The 16,328-nt window shown below is 68.4% G+C and carries 14 protein-coding genes and 1 pseudogene; 12 read left to right on the top strand and 3 right to left on the bottom strand.

All coding sequences use genetic code 11. The features are described from left to right. Positions 1-11 precede the first annotated feature (11 nt). Both ACEN9N_RS13490 and ACEN9N_RS13485 read right to left on the bottom strand, forming a co-directional pair. Positions 12-1,022 (bottom strand): Bug family tripartite tricarboxylate transporter substrate binding protein, encoded by a 1,011-nt coding sequence (locus tag ACEN9N_RS13490; protein ID WP_007828059.1) that lies wholly within the window; start codon positions 1,020-1,022, stop codon positions 12-14. A gap of 72 nt (positions 1,023-1,094) precedes the next feature. Further along, positions 1,095-1,889 carry an IclR family transcriptional regulator domain-containing protein gene (locus tag ACEN9N_RS13485; protein WP_007828060.1) on the bottom strand — a complete coding sequence of 265 codons (795 nt, stop codon included), beginning with the start codon at positions 1,887-1,889 and terminating at the stop codon, positions 1,095-1,097. A 199-nt stretch (positions 1,890-2,088) separates the two neighbouring features. On the opposite strand from ACEN9N_RS13485, the gene ACEN9N_RS13480 reads away from it, so the two are divergent. From ACEN9N_RS13480 to ACEN9N_RS13425, 12 genes are all read left to right on the top strand, one after another. After that, on the top strand, positions 2,089-3,012 hold the full coding sequence (locus tag ACEN9N_RS13480; protein WP_413333142.1) for a shikimate dehydrogenase family protein: 924 nt from the start codon (positions 2,089-2,091) through the stop codon (positions 3,010-3,012). A 29-nt stretch (positions 3,013-3,041) separates the two neighbouring features. Then, a complete protein-coding gene (locus ACEN9N_RS13475; protein ID WP_478179551.1) occupies positions 3,042-3,875 on the top strand; it encodes a shikimate dehydrogenase family protein in 834 nt (277 codons plus the stop codon). A gap of 16 nt (positions 3,876-3,891) precedes the next feature. Next, entirely contained in the window at positions 3,892-5,103 is a 1,212-nt protein-coding gene (gene pcaB, locus ACEN9N_RS13470) for a 3-carboxy-cis,cis-muconate cycloisomerase (protein WP_495656274.1), read from the top strand. Next, positions 5,100-5,522 carry a carboxymuconolactone decarboxylase family protein gene (locus ACEN9N_RS13465; protein WP_007828066.1) on the top strand — a complete coding sequence of 141 codons (423 nt, stop codon included), beginning with the start codon at positions 5,100-5,102 and terminating at the stop codon, positions 5,520-5,522. The genes pcaB and ACEN9N_RS13465 overlap by 4 nt, the downstream gene beginning before the upstream one ends. A gap of 80 nt (positions 5,523-5,602) precedes the next feature. Beyond that, positions 5,603-6,742, top strand: a complete 1,140-nt coding sequence (locus tag ACEN9N_RS13460; protein WP_237726028.1) for a multidrug effflux MFS transporter — start codon at positions 5,603-5,605, stop codon at positions 6,740-6,742. Then, positions 6,739-7,503, top strand: coding sequence for an alpha/beta fold hydrolase (locus ACEN9N_RS13455; protein ID WP_495656273.1), 765 nt, complete (start codon positions 6,739-6,741; stop codon positions 7,501-7,503). The genes ACEN9N_RS13460 and ACEN9N_RS13455 overlap by 4 nt, the downstream gene beginning before the upstream one ends. A 133-nt stretch (positions 7,504-7,636) precedes the next feature. Then, on the top strand, positions 7,637-9,520 hold the full coding sequence (locus tag ACEN9N_RS13450) for a bifunctional sugar phosphate isomerase/epimerase/4-hydroxyphenylpyruvate dioxygenase family protein (protein ID WP_495656272.1): 1,884 nt from the start codon (positions 7,637-7,639) through the stop codon (positions 9,518-9,520). A gap of 28 nt (positions 9,521-9,548) precedes the next feature. Continuing rightward, a complete protein-coding gene (locus ACEN9N_RS13445) occupies positions 9,549-10,958 on the top strand; it encodes an MFS transporter (RefSeq protein ID WP_478179553.1) in 1,410 nt (469 codons plus the stop codon). 46 nt (positions 10,959-11,004) lie between these two features. After that, positions 11,005-11,688 carry a DsbA family oxidoreductase gene (locus tag ACEN9N_RS13440; protein WP_413750756.1) on the top strand — a complete coding sequence of 228 codons (684 nt, stop codon included), beginning with the start codon at positions 11,005-11,007 and terminating at the stop codon, positions 11,686-11,688. A 118-nt stretch (positions 11,689-11,806) separates the two neighbouring features. Continuing rightward, positions 11,807-13,369, top strand: a complete 1,563-nt coding sequence (locus tag ACEN9N_RS13435; RefSeq protein ID WP_495656271.1) for a DUF1800 domain-containing protein — start codon at positions 11,807-11,809, stop codon at positions 13,367-13,369. A 145-nt stretch (positions 13,370-13,514) separates the two neighbouring features. After that, complete coding sequence (locus ACEN9N_RS13430; RefSeq protein WP_495656270.1) at positions 13,515-14,726, top strand: DUF1501 domain-containing protein; 1,212 nt, start codon at positions 13,515-13,517, stop codon at positions 14,724-14,726. Positions 14,727-14,799: 73 nt separating this feature from the next. Next, the gene (locus ACEN9N_RS13425) at positions 14,800-15,924 is read left to right on the top strand and encodes a 3-deoxy-7-phosphoheptulonate synthase (protein ID WP_495656269.1); all 1,125 of its coding nucleotides are present in this window, start codon (positions 14,800-14,802) and stop codon (positions 15,922-15,924) included. Positions 15,925-15,940: 16 nt separating this feature from the next. Here the strand turns inward: ACEN9N_RS13425 and ACEN9N_RS13420 are convergent. After that, a pseudogene (locus ACEN9N_RS13420) lies at positions 15,941-16,317 on the bottom strand (tyrosine-type recombinase/integrase); the annotation flags it as partial. Positions 16,318-16,328 lie beyond the last annotated feature (11 nt).

Below are 16,328 nucleotides of genomic sequence, written 5' to 3'. Positions count from 1 at the left end.
GCCGGCAGGGCTCAATCCGGCTTGATGTTTGCCCTTGCAATCACCTTCTGCCAACGAGCTTGCTCGGAGGCGATGAACTGTGCGAACTGCTCGGGCGTGCCGCCCACCGCTTCGGCGGCATCGGCCGTCAGCCGCTGCATCGAATCGGGCGACTTCACGGCTTTCATCGTCTCGGCGGAAAGCTTGGCCAGGTTGGCAGGCGCGATGTTGGCCGGCGCCAGCATGCCGTACCACTGCGTCATCTCGAAACCTGGAAAGCCCTGCTCGGCCACGGTCGGCACGTCGGGCAACTGCGCGAGGCGCTTGGCCGAGCCGGTCGCGATGCAGCGCACCTTGCCCGCCTTGATGAACGGAATGATCGCCGCCGCGCCGATGGCCGAGGCGTCGAGCCGGCCCGAGAGCAGGTCGGTCACCATCGGGCCGGTGCCGCGATAGGGCACGTGCAGCATGAACACGTCGGCCGTCATCTTCAGGTACTCGAAAGCCAGGTGGCCCGCGCTGCCGTTGCCCGCCGAGCCATAGCTGAGCTTGCCGGGCTTCGACTTGGCATACGCAATGAACTCCTTGAGGTTTTTCGCCGGCACGTCGGGGTGTACCACGTAGAGGCTGGGCACCTTGGCCAGCAGGCTCACGGGCTTGAAGTCCTTGTTCGCGTCGTAGGGCAGCTTGGCGAAGATGTACGGATTGACCGCCAGCGTGCCGATGTGGCCGAGGATGATCGTGTGCTGGTCGGTGCTGCGCGCTACCTCGCTCATGGCGATGTTGCCGGCGGCGCCCGGCTTGTTGTCGACGAACACGCTCTGGCCCAGCGTGCGCGAGAGCTCGGCGGCGGTCGAGCGCGCGACGATCTCCGAACTGCCGCCCGGCGCGAAGGGCACGACGAAGCGGATCGACTTGCTGGGCCAGGTGTCCTGCGCCGAGGCCAGGGAGGGGAGCAGGCCTCCGAGGGCCGCGGCGCCGCCGGCTTGCAGCAGGCCGCGGCGGCTCAGGCGGGTGTCGTCGGGAACGAAGAGGTCGGACATGGTGCTTGTCTCCAGCGCTTTTGGATTGAAAGCGCGCATGGTGCCCGACGGTTGCTGTCGGAAAGCTGTCAGTCAGATCAGGTTGCGCATCGCCTGCGCCGTCTCGCGCAGCACCGGCAGCACGCGCGCCACCGCGTCCTCCGAGCTTTCATGCCCCATCGGCATCGTGATGTTCAGCGCCCCGACCAGCGTGCCGTGCCGGTCGCGCAGCGGCACCGCGATGCCGCGCGAGTTCAGGTCGAGCTGCTGCTCGGAAAGGGCCCAGCCCTGAGCCCGGATGCGGGCGAGTTCGAGCTTCATGCGCTCCATGCTCGCAATCGTGTGCGAGGTGAACACCGTGAGCTGCCGAGTCGTCAGCCATTCGTTCAGCTCGGCATCGCTGCGCAGAGACAGCATCAGCATGCCCGAGGCCGTGACCTGCGCCGGCACGCGCGCGCCGAGCACGTAACCGGTGCTCATGCTGCGATTGGGGCCGTTGCGCGCGATATAGACCACCTCGTCGCCGTCCATCACGCTGAGGTAGGCGATCTCGTTGGTGCCGGCGGCCACCCGCTGCAGGAAGGGCTGCACCACGCGCGGCAGCCGCGCCGACTCCAGGTACGACTGGCCCAGCCGAAGCACGCGCGGCGTGAGCCAGAACAGCTTGCCGTCGCTCGCTACGTAGCCCATGTGCTGCAGGGTCAGCAGGTAGCGCCGCGCGGCGGTGCGGGTCATGTTCGTGCGCTGGCCGGCCTGGCTGGCGGTGAGGCGCGGGTTGGCGTCGTCGAACGCCTCGATGATGCTCACGCCGCGCTCCAGGCCGGCGATCCAGTCGCGCTTGTCCAGGCCGGGCGGGGGCGCGGAGTCGTCCTTGCTGTCCTTGCTCATGGCGGGAAGTGTGCCTTCGTGGGAGGGTTCGAGAGCTGCATTGAATGCAGGTGAAAACCCTTGGATTGAGCGATAAACGATCTTTCAAGTTCGATGATCGCTTGTTTAGCGGGTGAAAGAAGTGCGGGACTTCAGTGAAGCGACTATAAAGCTCGGCATCCGGTCTCGAAAAGAGCGATTGACGAACGGAAGCAAGCACATGAGCCATTCCATCCGCGGCAGCACCCAGGCTTACCTGATTCCCGGCGACCCGGTTCGCAACGTGCGGCTGCCGCGCATGTTTAACGCCGCCTTCGAGCGTTTCGGCATCGATGCCGTGCTGCTGCCCATGCAGGTGCCGGTGCGCGACTTCGCGGTGTTCTTCAAGTCGGCCTTTCTCGCGCGCAACCTGCGCGGCATGGTGATCGCGCCGCCGCACAAGCCGCTGGTGGTCGACCTGCTCGACGGCTGCGGCCTCTTCGGCCGTGTGGCCGGCTCGGTCAACGTGGTGCGCCGCACCGAGGGCGACCAGCTCGAAGGCGACCTGTTCGACGGCGAAGGCCTGATCGGCGCGCTCGACCACTGCAACATCCCGTTCCGCGGCAAGCGCGTGCTGATCCTCGGCGCGGGCGTGAGCGCCGCGGCCATCGGCGTGGCGCTGGCCGAGGGCGGCACGGTGAACGGCGCGGAGTACATCGCGTTCTACGACAGCGCCGCAGGCAAGGCGGCCGGCGTGGCGGCCAAGCTCGATGCGTTTTTCGACGCGACTGTCGCCTCGGTGGACAGCAACGCACCCGAAGGCTTCGACCTCGTGATCAACGCCACGCAGCTCGGGCTGGTCGATGGCGATGCATTGCCGGTCGACGTGGCGCGCATGGAAAGCCATGCGGCGCTGTTCGACATTCTTCTGCGCAACCAGCCCACGCCGCTGGTGCGCGCGGCCCGCGACCGCGGGCTCAACGCGCAGGCGGGCTTCGAGATGCTGATCCAGCAGATGCCCCACTATTTCCGCTACTTCGGCCATCTGGACGCGGCCGCCGCGATGCAGGCCGACTCGAACTTCCTGCGCGAAATCATCTATCCGCCGGCGATGCACGCCGAAATCGCGCAGCCGCTGCGCTACCACTCCCCCAGCGTGGCCTGACCGCGCCTTCCTACAGAAACACGAACGACATGATTTCCGGCAAGACCACACTCATCGCCCACATCGGCTATCCCACCGAAGCCTTCAAGGCGCCGATGATCTACAACCCCTGGTTCGACAAGCACGGCATCGACGCCGTGGTCGTGCCCATGGGCGTCAAGCCCGAGGACTACGCGGCCTCGCTGCCGCAGATCTTCAGGTTCAGCAACATCCGCGGCGCGCTGGTGACCATGCCGCACAAGGTCACGACGATGTCGCTGGTCGACGAGGTGACGCCCACGGCGCGCGTCGCGGGCGCCTGCAACGCGATCCTCAAACGGCCCGACGGCACACTGCTGGGCGACCAGTTCGACGGCGCGGGCTTCGTGCGCGGCGTGGAGCGCAAGGGGCGCCTCTTCAAGGGCACGCGCGTGCTGGTGTCGGGCACAGGCGGCGTGGGCTCGGCCATTGCGGCGTCGATTGCCGCGGCAGGCGCTGCCGAACTGATGCTGTTCGACATGAGCGAGGCTTCGGCCGGCGCACTGGCCGCGCGGCTGCGCGAGCACTACCCGCAGATGAAGGTGGCCACCGGCTCGAAGGACCCGGCCGGCTACGACGTGGTCGTCAACGCCACGCCGCTCGGCATGAAGGAGGGCGATCCGCTGCCCTTCGACGTGGACCGCATCGACCCGAACACCTTCGTCGGCGAGGTCGTCATGAAGACCGAGTACACGCCGCTGCTGCAGGCGGCCAAGGCCAAGGGCTGCCAGGTGCAGGTCGGCACCGACATGCTGTTCGAGATGATTCCCGCGTACCTCGAGTTCTTCGGCTTCGGCACAGCCTCGCCGGAAGAGCTGCGCGCCGTGGCCCAACTGAAGTACTGAAAGGCCGGGTCGCCCCATGAGTATTTTCGAAGGCTTCCTCTCCACATCCGAAACGCTCGGCGCCTTCAGCGACCGCGCCTTCGTCGACGCCATGCTGCGCTTCGAGGCCGCGCTCGCGCGTGCTCAGGCGGCCGAAGGGCTGATCCCCGAAAGCGCTGCGCATTCGATCGTGAGCAGCTGCAAGGTCGAACTGTTCGACGTGGCCAAGATCGTGCGCGAGAGCGGGCGCGCGGGCAGCGTCGCGATTCCGCTGGTGAAGGCGCTGCGCGAAGCCGTGGGCCTCTTCAATGCCGAGGCCGCGCCCTTCGTGCACTTCGGCAGCACCAGCCAGGACGTGATCGACAGCGCGATGGCGCTGGTCACGCGCGAGGCGGTCGCGCTCGTCGAAGCCGATCTCGCCAAGGCCGGCGATGCACTGCTGCGCCTGGCCGTCGCGCACGCCGAAACGCCGATGCTCGCGCGCACGCTGATGCAGCCGGCCTCGGTCACCAGCTTCGGTTTCAAGTGCGCGGGCTGGGCCGCGCCGCTGGTGCGCAGCCGCATCCGCCTGCGCGACGCCGCGAGGCACGCGCTGCAGCTGCAGCTCGGCGGCGCCGTCGGCACGCTGGCGCAGATGAAGGGGCAGGGCGCGGCCGTACGCCAGCGCATGGCCAAGGAGCTGGGACTGGGCGACCCCGGCGCGACATGGCACACGCAGCGCGACGAATGGGTCGCGCTCGGCTGCGAATTGGGCCTTGTCACCGGCAGCCTCGGCAAGATCGCGGTCGACATCGCGCTGCTCGGGCAGTACGAAGTCGGCGAAGTTGCAGAGCCCAGCGAGCCCGGCCGCGGCGGCTCGTCGGCGATGCCGCACAAGCGCAACCCGGTGGCCTCGATGGTCGCCATTGCCGCCGCGCACCGCGCACCGCAGCGCGTGGCCGCACTGCTCGGCGCCATGCCGCAACAGCACGAGCGCGCGCTCGGCGCCTGGCAGGCCGAGCTGGCCGAATGGCCGCAGCTGTTGATGTCGGCGCACGGCAGCGTGCGCGCAATGGCGGGCGCCTTGCCCGGCCTGCAGGTCGACGCCGCGCGCATGCGCGCCAACATCGACCGGCTGCGCGCCGAACTCCCGCGCGACGCGGCCGACGAATGGTTCGACCCCGCGCTCGCCCACAACGCCGGGCAGACCGCCCTCGCCGAAGTGAAGGCGCTGCAGGCCCGGCTCAACGACAAGGAACTCCCGCAATGACCGCCCCCGAAACTCCCGCCGAAGGCTACGAAGCCGGCCTCGTCAACCGCCGCCGCGTGCTCGGCGATGCCTGGGTCGACAAGTCGCTCGCCAACCGCAACGGCTTCAACGCCGAGTTCCAGGAACTGATCACGCGCCACGCCTGGAACGACATCTGGGGCCGCCCCGCGCTGGGCGACAAGACGCGCCGCTACATGGTGCTGTCGATGATGCTGGGCATCCATGCGTATGAAGAATTCGCCATGCACGTGCGCGCCGCGCTCGACGGGCCGCCCGAGTCGCGCCTCACGCCCGAGGACATCAAGGAAGTGATCATGATGGCCGCCATCTACTGCGGCGTGCCGGTGGCCAACCATGCCTTCGGCATCGCGGCCGGCATCCTGCGCGAGAAGGGCTTGCTGCCTGCGCTGCCCCAGTGAGCACGCCGGTCGCCAGGCGGACAGGCCGGTTCGACGCCAGCTTCACCTTGCTGCTGCCACTGCTGCTGGCGGCGCAGCCGATGGCCACCGACAGCTACCTGCCGGCGCTGCCGGCCATTGCGAAGGAACTCGGCTCCGCCAGCACCAGCCTCACGCTGTTCGTGCTGGCCTTCGGCTTCGCGCAGCTGCTGTGCGGCCCGCTGGCCGACCGCTTCGGGCGCCGACCGGTGCTGCTGGCGGGGCTCGGCTGCTACGTGCTCGCGGCATTGGGCGGCGCGCTCGCGGGCAGCGTGACGCTGCTTGCGGGCTGGCGCGCGCTGCAGGGCTTCTCGATGGCGGCGATCCTCGTGTGTTCGCGCGCGGCGGTGCGCGACCTGTACCCCGCGCACGAAGGTCCGCATGTGATGGCGCGCGGCCTGACCGGGCTGGGCGTGGTCGGCCTGACGGCGCCGCTGCTCGGCGCGTGGCTGGTGCAGGGCGCGGGCTGGCGCTGGGTGATGGTCGCGATGGCGGTGTATGCCTCGGTGCTGTTCGCGCTGTGCTGGCGCTCGTTCGGCGAAACGCGCAAGCCGCCGGGCGAGGGCGAGTCGTCCGCGCCGCGCGGCAGCACGCGTGCCGTGTTCGCAAGCCGGTCCTTCCGCGCCTGGGCCTCGCTGGCGGCGGCGACGTGGGGCGGGCTGTTCTGCTTCCTGCTGCTGTCGCCGATGGTCTACATCGGCTACCTGGGCTGGTCGCCCGCGTGGTACGGATGGATCCCGGCCGGCGGCTCGCTGGTCTACATCTTCAGCACCACCATGTGCCGCACGCTGCTCCGGCGCTATGGACCGGTGCGCACCGTGCGGCTGGGCGCTTCGCTGAGCCTGGCAGGGGCGCTCGTCCAGGCGCTCGGCTGCTGGCTGATGCCGCTGAGTGCCGTGCCGCTGCTGCTCGGCCATGCCGTGTATTGCCTCGGCCATGGCATCCACCAGCCCTGCGGACAGGCGGGCGCGGTGGGTGATTTGCCGCATCTGGCGGGCCGGGCCGTATCGTGGTCCGGCTTCGGCATGATGATGGTCGCGTTCTGCGTGGGCCAGGCGGCCTCGCATTTCGTCGACGCCGATTTTTCCCATGGCGCCTGGCCGATGGTCGTGCCCATGCTGCTGGCCGGCAGCGTGCTGGTGGCCATCGCGTTCCTCTGGCTGCCGCGTCTTCAACACCCGAAAAAGGAAACCACACCATGACCCGTCTGAATGTCGTCCGCGAAGGCGATGGTCCCATCGTCGTGCTCAGCCATGCGCTCGGCTGCGACCTGAGCATGTGGAACGGCGTGGCCGCCCAGCTCGCGCGCGCCCACACGGTGCTGCGCTACGACCATCGCAACCACGGCGCGTCGGAAGTGGTGCCAGGCGCGCTGCGCGTCGAGACACTGGCGCAGGACGTGGCCGAGCTCATCGAGCGCGAGGCGGGCGGCGAGCCGGTGCACTTCGTCGGCCTATCGATGGGCGGCATGACGGCGCAGGCGCTGGCGGTGCGGCATCCCGAATTGCTGAAGACGGTGGTGATCGCCAATTCGGCCGCGCACTACCCCGATCAGTCCCCCTGGCGCGCGCGCGTCGAGACGGTGGCCGCCAAGGGTGTGGCCGCCATTGCCCCGGGCGCCGTGGCGCGCTGGCTCACGCCGGCCTACGCGGGCACGCCCGAGGGCGCGGCCGCCGCGAAGGCGCTGCACGACGTGCTGGTGCGCACCGACGCGCAGGGCTACATCGAGAGCTGCAACGCCGTCGCGGCCATCGATTTCCGCGAGAGCAACCACCGCATGGCGGTGCCCACGCTGGTGATCGGCGGACTGCAGGACGAGGCCACGCCGATGGCGATGTCGCAGGCCATGGCCGGTGCCATTCCGGGCGCGCGCCTCGTCACCATCGACGCCGCGCACCTGAGCGCCGTCGAACGCCCGGTGGAGTTCACGCAGCTGCTGATCGATTTCTGGCGCAGCCTTTGAAGGCCGCCAGCCGGGCCTGGAGCCTAGGTGTATCCCGTATTTCGTGCGAATGATGAACGCATGTGATCGATCATCGATCAGTCGGCCTCGGAATTGATTGTGGCGAGGGCCGGGTATTCCTAAAGTCCACCCCATGCACCGCTCCATCGCCACCGTCTCGCTCAGCGGCACGCTCCGCCAGAAGCTCGAAGCCGTCGCTGCCGCCGGCTTCGATGGCATCGAGCTGTTCGAGGCCGACTTCATCAACTTCAAGGGCACGGCGGCAGAGCTGGGCCGCATTGCAGGCGACCTTGGCCTGAGCATCGACCTGTACCAGCCGTTCCGCGATTTCGAGGGCATGCCCGAGCCGCAGTTCCGCCGCAGCCTGGAGCGAGCCGAGCGCAAGTTCGACCTGATGGAAGCCATGGGCGCGCCGACGGTGCTGTGCTGCTCGAACACCTCGCCGCTGTCGGTGAACGACCCGGCGCTTGCCGCCGCGCAGCTGCACGAACTGGCCGAGCGCGCCGCGCGCCGCAACCTGCGCGTGGGCTTCGAGGCACTGGCCTGGGGCCGCCACACCTCGCTGTACGGCCAGGCCTGGGACATCGTGCGGCGCGCCGATCATCCGCACCTGGGCCTGATCCTCGACAGCTTCCACACGCTCTCGCTGAAGGACGACCCGACCGGCATCGCCAGGATTCCGGGCGACAAGATCTTCTTCCTGCAGATGGCCGATGCGCCGCTGCTGTCGATGGACGTGCTGCAGTGGGCGCGCCACCACCGCTCGTTCCCGGGGCAGGGCGACTTCGACGTGGTCGGCTTCTTCGAGCAGGTGCTGCGCGCGGGCTACACCGGGCCGCTGTCGCTCGAGATCTTCAACGACATCTTCCGCGAGACGCCGAACCGCCGCACCGCGGTGGACGCCATGCGCTCGCTGCTGTACCTCGAAAGCGAAGCGCGCGGGCGGTTGGTTGCCGAAGCCCCGATGCAGCCACTGCAGGTGGAGCTGTTCAACCCGCCGCCGGTGTCCGCGCTGTCGGGCCTGTCGTTCATCGAGTTCGCGGCCGACGAGGCTTCGGCCGCAACGCTGGACGCGCTGGTGAAGCAGCTCGGCTTCCGCCGCATCGGCAAGCATCGCTCCAAGGCCGTGACGCTGTACCGCCAGGGCGAGATCAACCTGATCGTCAACGCACAGCCCGATTCGTTCGCGCGCGGCCGCTTCGAGGCGCATGGCACCTCGGTGTGCGCGCTGGGCGTGCGCTGCGGCGACCCGCTCGCGGCCGTGGACCGCGCCACCGCCATGCGTTCGCAGCGGCACGACAGCCCGGTCGGTCCCCACGAACTGCACGTGCCCGCCATCGTCGCGCCGGGCGGCAACCTCATTCACTTCGTGCCCGAGGCGCTGGGCGCCAACGGCCTGTACGAGGCCGACTTCGTCCTGCAGGACGAGGGCGCCGATGCCAACGACGCCGGCCTGCAGCGCATCGACCACGTGGCCCTGGGCCTGGCGGTCGACCAGCTCGACACCTGGGTGCTGTTCACACGCGCCGTGCTCGGCCTGGAACCCGGCGAAAGCCTGGAGCTGGCCGATCCCTTCGGCCTGATCCGCAGCCGCGGCGTCGCCAACGCGGACCGCAGTGTGCGGCTGGTGCTCAACGTGTCGCTGAGCCAGCGCACCCGCACCGCGCGCACGCTGAGCGTGACCGGCGGCGGCGCGGTGCACCACATCGCGCTGGGCTGCGCGGACATCTTCGACTCGGCCGCGAAACTGCGCGCCAACGGCACGCGCTTCGTGCCCATCTCCGACAACTACTACGACGACCTGGCTACGCGCATCGACATCGCGCCCGAACTGCTGGCGCGCATGCGCGAAGCGGGCGTGCTGTTCGACCGTTCGCCGGCCGGCGACTACTTGCACATCTACACCGAGAACATCGAAGGCGGACTGTTCTTCGAACTGGCACAGCGCACCGCAGGCTACGACGCCTACGGCGCGCTCAACGCACCCGCGCGCATGGCATCGCAGGCGCAGGAATAGATTTTTTTCGTCAACCCGGAGACAAACCATGGCAACCACCACGGCCCACGAGCCGAAAGGCAAGCACCAGTCGAAGAAGGCCACCGCGAGCGGCTGGATCGGCTCGGCGCTGGAGTACTACGACTTCTTCATCTACGCCACCGCGGCGGCGCTGATCTTTCCGCAGATCTTCTTTCCGAAGGGCGATCCGCAGATCGCGATCATCGCGTCGCTCGCGACGTACGGCGTGGGCTACGTCGCACGACCGATCGGCGCAGTGCTGCTGGGCCACTGGGGCGACACGCACGGCCGCAAGAACGTGCTCATCCTGTGCATGTTCCTGATGGGCCTTTCCACCGTTGCCGTCGGCCTGCTGCCGACATATGACCAGGTCGGCCTGTGGGCGCCCGCGCTGCTGGTGCTGCTGCGCCTGATCCAGGGCTTCGCGGTGGCCGGCGAGATTTCCGGCGCGAGTTCGATGATCCTGGAGCACGCGCCATTCGGGCGTCGCGGCTTCTTCGCGAGCTTCACGCTGCAGGGCGTGCAGGCCGGCCAGATCATGGCGGCCGCGGTGTTCCTGCCGCTCGCGCACTACATGGACAAGGAGGCCTTCAACTCCTGGGGCTGGCGCATTCCGTTCCTGCTGAGCTTCATCGTCATCGTGGCCGGCTACATCATCCGCAAGGAAGTGGAAGAGACACCCGCCTTCGCCGAAGTCGACAAGAGCGCGGCTGTGCCGAAGGCGCCGGTGATCCAGGCCGTGACCGAAAGCTGGCCCGACATGCTGCGCGTGCTGCTGTGCTCCCTGATGAACGTGATCCCGGTGGTCGCGACCATCTTCGGCGCCGCCTACGCGGTGCAGCCCGGCTACGGCATCAACTTCGAGAAGGACATCTACCTCTGGATTCCGGTGATGGGCAACATCGTGGCCGTGATCGTGATCCCGTTCGTCGGCACCCTGTCGGACAAGATCGGCCGCCGCCTGCCGATCGCCATCGGTGCCATCGGTTCGGGCCTGCTGTCGTTCGGCTACCTGTACGCCATCAGCATCCACAACGTGCCGCTGGCCATCGTGATGTCGCTCCTGATGTGGGGCGTGGTCTACCAGGGCTACAACGCCGTGTTCCCGAGCTTCTACCCGGAGATGTTCCCCACGCGCACCCGCGTCTCTGGCATGGCGATCTCGCAGAACATCGGTACCGCGATCACCGCGCTGCTGCCGGCGCTGTTCGTGGCGGTCGCGCCCCCCGGCGCCACCAACATCCCGCTGACCGTCGGTGCCATCACGCTGGCGATCTGCGCCATCGCCGCGGTCTCGGCCTGGACTGCCCGCGAAACCTACCGCGTGCACATGAACGACCTGGGCAAGCCCGACGCGATCCCGGTCGACAAGGCCGAGTACGACCTCCTGCGCGAGAAGACGCTGGCGGAAGCGCGCATGGCCAAGGCCGCGGCCTGAAGACCTTTCGCATGCCAAGGGTTGTGGCGCCATGAAGAATGGCGCCATGACTACCTCTTCTTCCCACCTCAAGATCGACTTCGTCTCCGATGTGTCCTGTCCCTGGTGCGCCGTCGGCCTGAGCTCGCTCGAGGCGGCGCTCAGGAACGTGGCGCCCGGGGTCACCGCGGAACTGCACTTCCAGCCCTTCGAGTTGAACCCGCAGATGCCGCCCGAAGGCCAGGACACCTTCGAGCACCTGAACCAGAAGTACGGCTCCACGCGCGAGCAACAAGCCCAGTCGCGCGAGATGATCCGCCAGCGCGGCGCTGCCGTCGGGTTCGAGTTCAGCCCCGAAGGCCGGCCGCGCGTCTATAACACCTTCAACGCGCACCGGCTGCTGCACTGGGCCGAGCTCGAGAGCCCGGCACGGCAGGCGGCACTCAAGAAGCTGCTGCTGAAGGCCTACTTCACCGACAGCCAGAACCCGTCGGACCCCGAAGTGCTGGTGCGCGCGGCGACCGAAGCGGGGCTCGACCCGGTGCGTGCGCGCCAGATCCTGGACAGCGACGAATTCGCGCAGGAAACGCGCGAACGCGAGCGCATGTACACCGACGCCGGCATCCACTCGGTGCCCGCGATCATCATCAACGACCAGCACCTCATTTCGGGCGGCCAACCCGTCGAGGTGTTCGAGCGCGCGCTGCGGCAGATTGCCGGCGCTGCGCCGCCGAGCGTGTCGGTAGCCTGACTTAGCTGACGCTTAGGCGCCTCCTGGCGCAGCGCTGCGAAGGTAAAGAGCGTCAACGCGCAGCGGGGCGCAGTGGTTGAGAGGAGCATCCTCTTCACGCTCACGCCCAGGAGTTCCGATGAATAAGAAAAGCCTACTCGGCGCCTGTGTGGTGGTGCTGCTCGCAGCCTGCGCGAGCGCGCCGGGAGACCATCGGCCACTGGTATCGGTATCGCTGCCCTCCGCTCCGGTGAACGAAGCCACGCGCCTGCGCTGGCTCGACCGCGTGAGCTGGGGCGCCAACGCGAGCAGCGACGCACGGCTGGCGAAGCGCGGCCTGTCGCTGTGGATGCGCGACCAGCTCAACCCGCGGCCCGCGCCGCTGCCGCCGGCCGCGCAGGCGCAGATCGATGCGATGGCCATCTCGCGCACGCCGCTCGATCAGCTCGTCTCCGAACTCGACGCGCAGCGCAAGGCCGCCGATGCGCTGCCCGACGAAGAGCAGAAAAAGGCCGCGCGGCAGGCTTACCAGCAGCAACTCAACCAGCTCGCTCGCGAGGCGCAGCAGCGCTTCGTGCTGCGCGCGCTGTACTCGCCCAACCAGCTGCAGGAGCAGATGACGTGGTTCTGGATGAATCACTTCAACGTCAACCTGCGCAAGGACAACATCCGTGCGATGGTGGGCGACTACGAAGAGAACGCCATCCGCCCGCACGCGCTCGGCAGGTTCCGCGACCTGCTCGGCGCCACGCTGCACCACCCCGCGATGCTGCGCTACCTCGACAACGCGCAGAACGGCGCCAACCGCATCAACGAGAACTACGCGCGCGAGCTGATGGAGCTGCACACGCTGGGCGTGGGGGGCGGCTATTCGCAGGCCGACGTGCAAGAGCTGGCGCGCGTGCTCACCGGCGTGGGCGTGAGCTACCAGCCGCTCGATGCGCCACCGCCCAATGTGCGGCCGGCCGTGCGTGCCGACTACGTGCGCAAGGGCCTGTTCGAGTTCAACCCGAACCGGCACGACTACGGGCCGAAGACGCTGCTGGGCCAACCCATCCAAAGCCGTGGATTGGCCGAGGCCGACGAGGCGCTCGACCGCCTCGCGCGCGCGCCGGCCACCGCGCGCTTCATCTCGCGCAAGCTCGCCGTGTACTTCGTGTCGGACGATCCACCGCCCGCGCTGGTCGACCGCATGGCCGCGGCCTTCACGCGCAGCGACGGCGACATCGCCATCACACTGAAGTCGCTGTTCGAATCGCCCGAGTTCTCTGCATCGCTGGGCCGCAAGTTCCGCGACCCGGTGCACTACGTGATGGCCGGCGTGCGGCTCGCATACGACGACCGCGTCGCGTCGGACGTGAACCCCGTGCTCAACTGGATCAACCGCATGGGCGAGCAGCTGTACGGCCACGAGACGCCCGATGGCTATCCGCTCAATGAAGCCGCATGGGCCAGTGCGGGGCAGATGAACACGCGCTTCGAGATCGCGCGTGCCATCGGTGCGAACGGCGCGGTGCTGTTCCGCACGGACGACAAGGCGCCGCTGGAGAAGCCCGCCTTTCCGCCGCTGGCCGAATCGCCAGCGGTTCGCGCGATGCAGGGCGGCCTGAGTGCGGATACGCGCGAGGCGCTGGCGCAGGCGAAGAATCCGCAGGAATGGAATACCTTCCTGCTGGCGTCGCCCGAGCTGATGCGCCGCTGATGTTTTTCTCCCTCCCCGCTGGGGAGGGCTGGGGGGGGGGCAAGCGGCGTTGGTTCCGCTTCGGTGTTTGATCGAGTGCCGCTTGCCCCCATCCCAACCTTCCCCCAGAGGGGGAAGGAGCAAGGCAAAAGAAAGGACAACCGTCATGCAACGTCGAGAACTCTTGAAGCTCATCGCCGCCGCCCCGTTCGCAGGCGCCGCCGGCCAGCTGATGGCCGCGCCCGCCGCCGAAGGCACCAAGCTGCTGGTCGTGTTCCTGCGCGGCGCGTACGACTGCAGCAACCTGCTCGTGCCGACCAGCAGCGACTTCTACTACGCCTCGCGGCCCAACATCGCCATCGCGCGCCCCGGCACACCCAACGGCGCGCTTCCGATCGACGGCAACTGGGGCCTGCACCCGGCGCTCGCGCAAACCTTGATGCCACTGTTCCAGCAGAAGCAGGCGTCCTTCATCGCCTTCGCCGGCACCGACGACCTCACGCGCAGCCACTTCGAGACGCAGGACTCCATCGAACTCGGCCAGGCGCTCGACAAGCGTCGCGACTACCGCTCGGGCTTTCTCAACCGGCTGGCCGGCGTGCTCGGCGCGGGGCCCGCCACCGACGTGTCGCCCATCGCCTTCACCGACCAGCTACCGATCTCGCTGCGCGGCAACGCCAAGGCCGCCAACATGGCGCTCGCGGGCAATGCGCGCTCGGCCCTCGACGCGCGGCAGAGCCAGGTCATCGCGGCCATGTACCGCAACACCGCACTCGCGCAGCCCGTGGCCGAGGGCTTCCAGGTGCGCGATGAAGTCATGCGCGCCGTGCAGGCCGAGATGGACGCGGCCAGCCGCAACGCCATGAGCGCCAAGGGCTTCGAGCTGGTCGCGCGCCGCATGGCGCTGCTGATGCGCGACCGCTTCGACCTGGGCTTCGTCGACGTCGGCGGCTGGGACACGCACGTGGGGCAGGGCGGTGCCACCGGCTACCTTGCCAACCGTTTTGAAGAACTGGGCCGCGGCGTGGCCGGCTTCGCGCAGGAGATGGGCGAGGATGCATGGCGCCAGACCGTGGTCGTCGTCATCAGCGAGTTCGGCCGCACCTTCCGCGAGAACGGCAACCGCGGCACCGACCACGGGCACGGCACCGTGTACTGGGTGCTCGGCGGCGGGCTGTCGGCGCAGGCGGGTGGGCGCGTCGTCGGCGAGCAGCAGGCGCTGACGCAGGCGACGCTGTTCGAGAACCGGGACTATCCGGTGCTCAATGAATACCGGGCGGTGTTCGGCGGGTTGTTCAGGCGGATGTATGGCTTGTCGCCGGCGCAGCTGGCGAAGGTATTCGATGGGGTGGCGCCGAAGGATCTGCAACTGGTCTGACGGGCGGATCGGCCGTGGGGCCTTCGAGTGGACAATCGAGGAAGCTCCATTCGAAACCACAGCCAAGACCACCATGCCCCGCCTCGACGACCCCCTCCACGACGCCGAAGTCGGCTCCCGCGACAGCACGCTCGACACCACGCGCATCGACGACGTGCGCATCGGCGCCGTCCGTCCGCTCATCACCCCCGCGCTGCTGCAGGAACGCGTGCCCGTGCGCGACAACACGCTGGCGCTGGTCGAGCGCAGCCGCGCGGAAATTGCCGACGTGCTGCACGGCCGCGACGACCGGCTGGTGGTCGTGGTCGGCCCGTGCTCCATCCATGACCACGACCAGGCCATCGAATACGCACAGCGCCTGAAGACCGTCTCCGATTCGCTGCAGGACGACCTGCTCATCGTGATGCGTGCCTACTTCGAGAAGCCGCGCACCACCGTGGGCTGGAAGGGCTACATCAACGACCCGCACCTGGACGGCAGCTTCGCGATCAACGAAGGGCTGGAGCGCGCGCGGCGCCTGCTGCTCGAACTGACCACCCTGGGCTTGCCGACCGGCACCGAGTTCCTCGACCTGCTGAGCCCGCAGTTCATTGCCGACCTGATCGCCTGGGGTGCCATCGGCGCCCGCACCACCGAGAGCCAGAGCCACCGGCAGCTGGCGTCGGGCCTGAGCTGCCCGGTCGGCTTCAAGAACGGCACCGACGGCAGCGTCAAGGTTGCGGCCGACGCCATCCTCGCGGCCCGCGCGCCGCATGCCTTCATGGGCATGACCAAGATGGGCATGGCGGCGATCTTCGAGACCCGCGGCAACGACGACTGCCACGTGATCCTGCGCGGCGGCAAGGCCCCCAACTATTCGGCCGCGGATGTCGCGGCCAGCTGCGAGGCGCTGCTGGCGAATGGCCTGCGGCCGCAGGTGATGATCGATGTCTCGCACGGCAACAGCAGCAAGCAGCACCAGCGGCAGATCGTGGTCGCCGAAGACGTGGCGGCGCAGATCGCGGCGGGCGAGCGGCGCATCACGGGCATCATGATCGAGAGCCATCTGGAGGAAGGACGGCAGGACCTGAAGCCCGGGGTTGCGCTGAAGCGCGGCGTCTCGATCACCGATGCCTGCATCGGCTTTGCGCAGACGGTGCCGGTGCTTGAGGGGCTGGCTTCGGCGGTGAAGGAGCGGCGGCGGGTGTCGAAGGGGTGAGGCTGGAGGGGGCCTGCTCAAGCTTGGAGTGGCCGAGCAGCAACTGCACCGCACGGAGGTTCCTCGTCCGCCGGTAGATCAGGGTTGCCTTCGTCCGTCGCATCGAATGCGTTCCGTAGTCGGCAGGATCCGAGCCAAGCTCTCTGACCCAGCCACCAAGAATCCGGGCGTACTGCCGGGTGCCGAGGTGCGGCGAGTCGTGCATTCGGCTCGGGAACAGGAAGTCGTCCGATCGCAGCCCGGCGTGCTGAATCCACGCCTGCACAGTCTCGCGGGTTCCGGGCGCGAGCTCGAACTGCACCGGACGCTGCGTCTTGCGCTGCATCACTGTTGCCTTTGCTCTCCGTGGCAAACGTCCCTGACCTTCAGGCTGACAAGATGCGCGGGCCGGACTGCAGCTGTCC

It is taken from the genome of Variovorax sp. Varisp46, assembly GCF_059491885.1.
This window is presented reverse-complemented; position numbering and strand designations above follow the sequence as displayed.